Annotated in this window: 3 protein-coding genes and 1 tRNA gene; 3 read left to right on the forward strand and 1 reads right to left on the reverse strand. The window is 73.2% G+C overall.

Annotated elements, in window-relative coordinates:
- Positions 1–1109 (forward strand): class I SAM-dependent methyltransferase (locus BN12_RS20865; RefSeq protein ID WP_048555476.1); only part of this gene is annotated, 1109 nt, incomplete at its 5' end.
- 49 nt (positions 1110–1158) lie between these two features.
- On the opposite strand, the gene BN12_RS20870 is transcribed toward BN12_RS20865, so the two are convergent.
- Complete coding sequence (locus BN12_RS20870) at positions 1159–2679, reverse strand: ATP-dependent DNA ligase (protein WP_048555477.1); 1521 nt, start codon at positions 2677–2679, stop codon at positions 1159–1161.
- 124 nt (positions 2680–2803) lie between these two features.
- On the opposite strand from BN12_RS20870, the gene BN12_RS20875 reads away from it, so the two are divergent.
- Together BN12_RS20875 and BN12_RS20880 are read left to right on the forward strand one after the other, a co-directional pair.
- The gene (locus BN12_RS20875) at positions 2804–4222 is read left to right on the forward strand and encodes a serine/threonine-protein kinase (RefSeq protein ID WP_268807037.1); all 1419 of its coding nucleotides are present in this window, start codon (positions 2804–2806) and stop codon (positions 4220–4222) included.
- A gap of 130 nt (positions 4223–4352) precedes the next feature.
- Positions 4353–4440 (forward strand) — tRNA-Leu (locus BN12_RS20880).
- The last annotated feature ends 585 nt before the right edge of the window (positions 4441–5025 follow it).

Genomic DNA, 5025 nt, shown 5'->3' on the forward strand with positions numbered 1-5025 from the left:
GCGCGGGCCGGCGCCGCGGGCAGGCGGCGCGCTGGCGCCGGGTCGAGGTGCGCTACGTCGACCTCAAGGCGGGCCCGCACCTCCAGGTGACGGCGTACGACGCGACACAGGCCTTCACGAGCAACCATGCCGTCGGCCCTGCGTCGGAGCATGCCATCGCCGAGCTCCTCGCCGAGCCGTTCGGCAACTGGCATGTCGACACCGTCGACGCGACCGTCCAGCTGCGCGTCACGAAGAAGGGCGAGGCGATGGTGCACCGGAGGAGCGCGAGCGCGCCCGTCGGGCCCGATCAGGACCGCCACCACGACCGGACGCGCCCACGGCTCCTCGACCCCGGCGACCCGTTCGTCGCGGCTCTCGGAGGCGGCGAGCGCAAGCGTCGCCAGGTCGAGGAGCTGCTGCGGGCCCTCGTGCCGGCGCTCCGTGAGGTGCTCGAGGCGGGACGTCTGCGACGGCCGTCGACGGCGGCACCCTTGCGGGTCGCAGACCTCGGGTGCGGCAACGGCTACCTCACCTTCGCGGTCCACCACCACCTGACCTCCGCCCTCGACCTCCCGACGGAGATCGTCGGGGTCGACGTCAAGGAGCAGTCGAAGGCGCACAACGACGCCCTCGCTCGACGCCTCGGCGTCGAGGGCACCGCGACGTTCGTCGTCGCCCCCATCGGCGGGGTCGTCCTCGAGCCGCCACCGGAGGTGGTCCTCGCCCTCCACGCGTGCGACACCGCGACGGACGACGTCCTCGCCCGGGCCCTCGGATGGGGGAGCGCGGTCGTCCTCGCCGCGCCCTGCTGCCACCACGACATCGCGGCGCAGCTGCGACGCGCGCAGGACAAGGGCCCGTATGCCGTCCTGACGCGCCACGGCATCCTCCGCGAGCGCCTGGCCGACACCCTGACCGACGGGCTCCGGGCGGCGATCCTGCGGCGGGAGGGCTACCGGGTGGACGTCGTCGAGTTCGTCGAGAGCAAGCACACGCCCCGCAACACGCTGCTGCGCGCGGTGCGGACCGGGGCCGCCTCGCCGACGGCTGCGCAGGAGGTCGAGGCGATCACGGGCGCGTGGTCGCTGCGGCCGGCGCTCGAGGACCGGCTCGCGCGCCTGCGCTGACACCGGTGCCACGGCCTCGTCGGCGACGGCCGGCATCACGGATCCTTCGTCATGAGCCGAGCCGCCGCACGGTCTCGATGGTGTCGGCCTCCTCGGCCGTCTTGTCGTCGCGGTAGCGCACCACCCGGGCGAACCGGAGCGCGACCCCACCGGGGTAGCGCGAGGACCGCTGCAGCCCGTCGACGGCGATCTCGACGACCTGCTCGGGGCGCACGGTGACGACCCACCCGTCGTCGTCGGTCGCGAGCTGTGCGAACCGCTCCGTCTGCCACGCGAGCATCGCGTCGGTCATCCCCTTGAACGTCTTGCCGAGCATGACGAAGCCGCCGTGCTCCGGGTCGCGGGCGCCGAGGTGGATGTTGCTGAGGGTTCCGCGACGCCGGCCGCTGCCGCGTTCGACGGCGAGGACGACGAGGTCGAGGGTGTGGACCGGCTTGACCTTGACCCACTCCTTGCCGCGGCGGCCCGCGGCATACCGGCCGGACACCGACTTGACGACGACGCCCTCGTGGCCACCGGAGACCAGATCGGCGAAGAAGGCCTGCGCCTCCTGCGGATCCGCGGTGACGATCCGCGGCACGAGCAGGTGGGGGGCGATGCTCGAGAGGACCTCGTGGCGCGTGACGGCCGGCTCGTCGAGCAGGGTGCGGCCATCGGCGTGGAGCACGTCGAACAGGTAGGTCGTGACGGGCGCCGAGGCGCGCAGGGCGGCGACGTCGGCGCTGCTCGCCGTCCTGGCCCCCGTCACCTGGAACGGCTCCGGCCGGCCGTCGGAGCGCAGGACGATCGCCTCGCCGTCGACGACGAGGTCGCCGCCGGGGAGGTCCGTCACGGCCTCGACGACCTCGGGCAGCCGGTCGGTGATGTCGTCGAGGCTCCGCGTGAAGAGGCTGACCTCGCCGTCGCGGCGGTGCGCCTGGAGCCGGATGCCGTCGAGCTTGCCGTCGACGAGGACCTCCCGGCCGGTGTCGCCCAGCGCATCCGTCACCGTCGTGGCGGACGAGGCGAGCATCGGGCGCACCGGTCGGCCGACGACGAGCTCGACCGCCTCGACGGCGGGGAGGCCACCGGCTCGGGCGGCCTGGGCGACGGGCGCGACGGTCCCCGAGAGCATGACGGCCCGCCGAACGGCGCTCTCCGGCAGGTCGTAGGCCACGGCGACGGCCTGGAGCATGACGCCGTCGAGGGCGCCCTGTCGCAGGTTGCCCGTGATGAGGGCCCGCAGGAAGTCCTGCTCGTCCGTCGTGGCGCGGGCCATGAGAGCGTTGAGGGCCGCCCGTCGCCGCCCGACCGAGCCGGCCCCGGTCGCCGCGGCGAGCTCGGATAGGCGGTCGTCGACGTCGACGACCGACAGCGACGACGTCGATGCCGGCTCGGGCAGCGAGCCGAGGGTGCGCCACCCCACGCCGAGGCGACGCTGGGGCAGCACGCCGGAGAGGTGGCTCACGACGATGCCCACCTCGTCCTCGGCCGCCGCCGAGATGACAGCCGCCACCGTCGCCACCTTGGCCGTGCGGGACCGGGTCGCGCCGGCGGCGTGGGAGGCGGTGACGATCGTGGAGTAGAGCACGCGGACATTGTCACCGTGGGGTCCGACAACGCGCGGGAGGTGACCGCTGCTCTAGATTTGGGGCCTCGTCGTCGAAGGGTGTCCTCTCGTGTCCGACCGCGTCGTTGCCGGCCGCTATCGCTTGGTGTCGCCTCTCGGTCGAGGAGGGATGGCCGTCGTGTGGCGCGCCGAGGACGAGGTCCTCCGGCGCGACGTGGCGGTCAAGCTCCTCGACCTCACCGGCCCCGACAGCGACGCCTGGGGCGCCCGGTTCGAGCGCGAGGCCCGCACGACGGCGGCCCTCAACCATCCCAACATCGTCACGGTCTTCGACACCGGCGTCGAGGACACGACGGCATACCTCGTCATGGAGCTGCTGCCCGGGCCGACGCTCGCCGAGCGGCTCCGGCAGGAGGGCCCGCTGCCCGTCGAGGACGTCCGCAGCATCGGCATCCAGATGAGCGCGGCGCTGACCGCCGCCCACGAGGCGGGGGTCGTCCACCGGGACATCAAGCCGGCCAACGTCTCGTATGCCGCGGACGGCACCGTCAAGGTCCTCGACTTCGGCATCACCCAGCTGCTCGACGACCCGAGCGGGGGCGGACTCACCCGGACCAACACCGTCATGGGGACCGCCGACTACCTCGCTCCCGAGCAGGCGACCGGCTCGCGCGTCGATGCGCGGGCCGATCTCTATGCGCTCGGCTGCGTCCTCTTCGCCCTCCTCACCGGCGAGTCCCCGTTCCACGCCGAGACCCCCGTGGCGACGATGCTCCGGCATACCCAGGAGCCGGTCCCCGACGTCCGCACGGCCCGCCCCGACGTCCCCGCCGACCTGGCGGCCGTCATCGACCGACTCCTCCAGAAGAGCCCCGACGACCGGCCCCAGACCGCGGGGGAGGTCGGCGAGGCGCTGCGGGGGGTCCGTCCGCTCGGCCCGGCGGCCGCCACCCAGGTGCTGCCGGCGCCGACCCAAGTGATGGGCCCGACGTCGCCGACGCCCCCGGCGGCCGAGCCCACCGGGCCGATGCCGGCCGCCGTTCCGCCGAAGAAGCGCGGGGTGTGGACGTGGCTTCCGTGGGTGCTCCTCGCGGCCCTCGTCGTCGCGGTCGTCGTCTACGTCGTGACCAACCCCTCCGGCGACCGGACGCCGTCGACGCAGTCGACGACGACGTCGGCCCCGCCGACCACGTCCGAGACGTCGACGACCACGACGACGTCGACGCAGCCCACGACGACCACGACCACCGAGCCCACGACGACGACCACGACGACGACGCAGGCGCTCAGCCCGCAGGTGGCCGCCGACAACCTGCGCACGGCCGTCGACCAGGCGGTCGCCGCGAAGGACGTCGACGCCACCGGGCAGAAGGAGCTCGGATCCAAGCTGGGCGCCATCGACAGCGCCATCGGCGACGGCTCCAAGCCCAAGGCCCAGGCGGCGACCGACGACTTCGGCACCAGCGTGCAGCAGCTGACGCAGGACGACCACATCACCGCGGCCGGTGTCGCCGCCCTCAACCAGCCCTACAAGGATCTCCAGACGGCCGTCGCCGCGATGTGACGCTCTCGACGCGCACCCGAGCGTGGGATGGCGAGGAGCGCGTTTCGTCGCTGCCGGGTGCGCCGTGCTAGCCTTTCGCGTCGCGGCAACAGGTCGCCCCGCACCCCGCGGGACGGCTGGTCGACACCTTGTCCGGGTGGCGGAATAGGCAGACGCGCTAGCTTGAGGTGCTAGTCCTCGTATAGAGGGTGGGGGTTCAAGTCCCCCCTCGGACACCACGTATGACCCTCTGACCCGCGGAAACATCCGCAGGTCATCCCTGTGGGAGCGGGGCCGTGTCAAGGGGCTACGGTGCTTGGTTTTCGGAGGTCTTCGATAGCGGCGCGCACGTCGGGATGGGCGTGGGGGTCAAGGCTCGTGCGGAGCACGACCGCGCAGCGGCCGGGGGGCCTTGAGGCCGGCGCCTGACTCGGCGAGACTATTCAGGTCGAAGTTCGGTGCCGGGGTGGGGGTGCTCGATTCGTTGGGCGGGGGGGTGGTGGGAGTCGCGCTCGTCAGTATCGGATTCCCGGTGGGTGGGCAGGCCCTGGTGGGCTGCCGGTCACTCCGTTCGCCGTGGCAGGTGAGCGGCATGATGGGGTGCGCGGGGCGAACCGGTCGGCGGGGTCAATCAGCGGGGGCGACCACGCCATGGTTGGGGGTCATGACCTGCACGACCCGCGCTGACTGGAGGTGTTGCCTGGGGATCGCGTTCATGCAGCGCTCCTGGGTAGGTGGTCCAGGGCGCGCACGTGGCCGTCGCGGAGGGCGTAGTAGACCAGCTCGACCTGGCGGCGGGCGGCGGGCGGCGGGCGGGGGGGGGG

The sequence above is a fragment of the Nostocoides japonicum T1-X7 genome (assembly GCF_001046855.1).
In the GTDB taxonomy this organism is placed as follows: domain Bacteria; phylum Actinomycetota; class Actinomycetes; order Actinomycetales; family Dermatophilaceae; genus Nostocoides; species Nostocoides japonicum.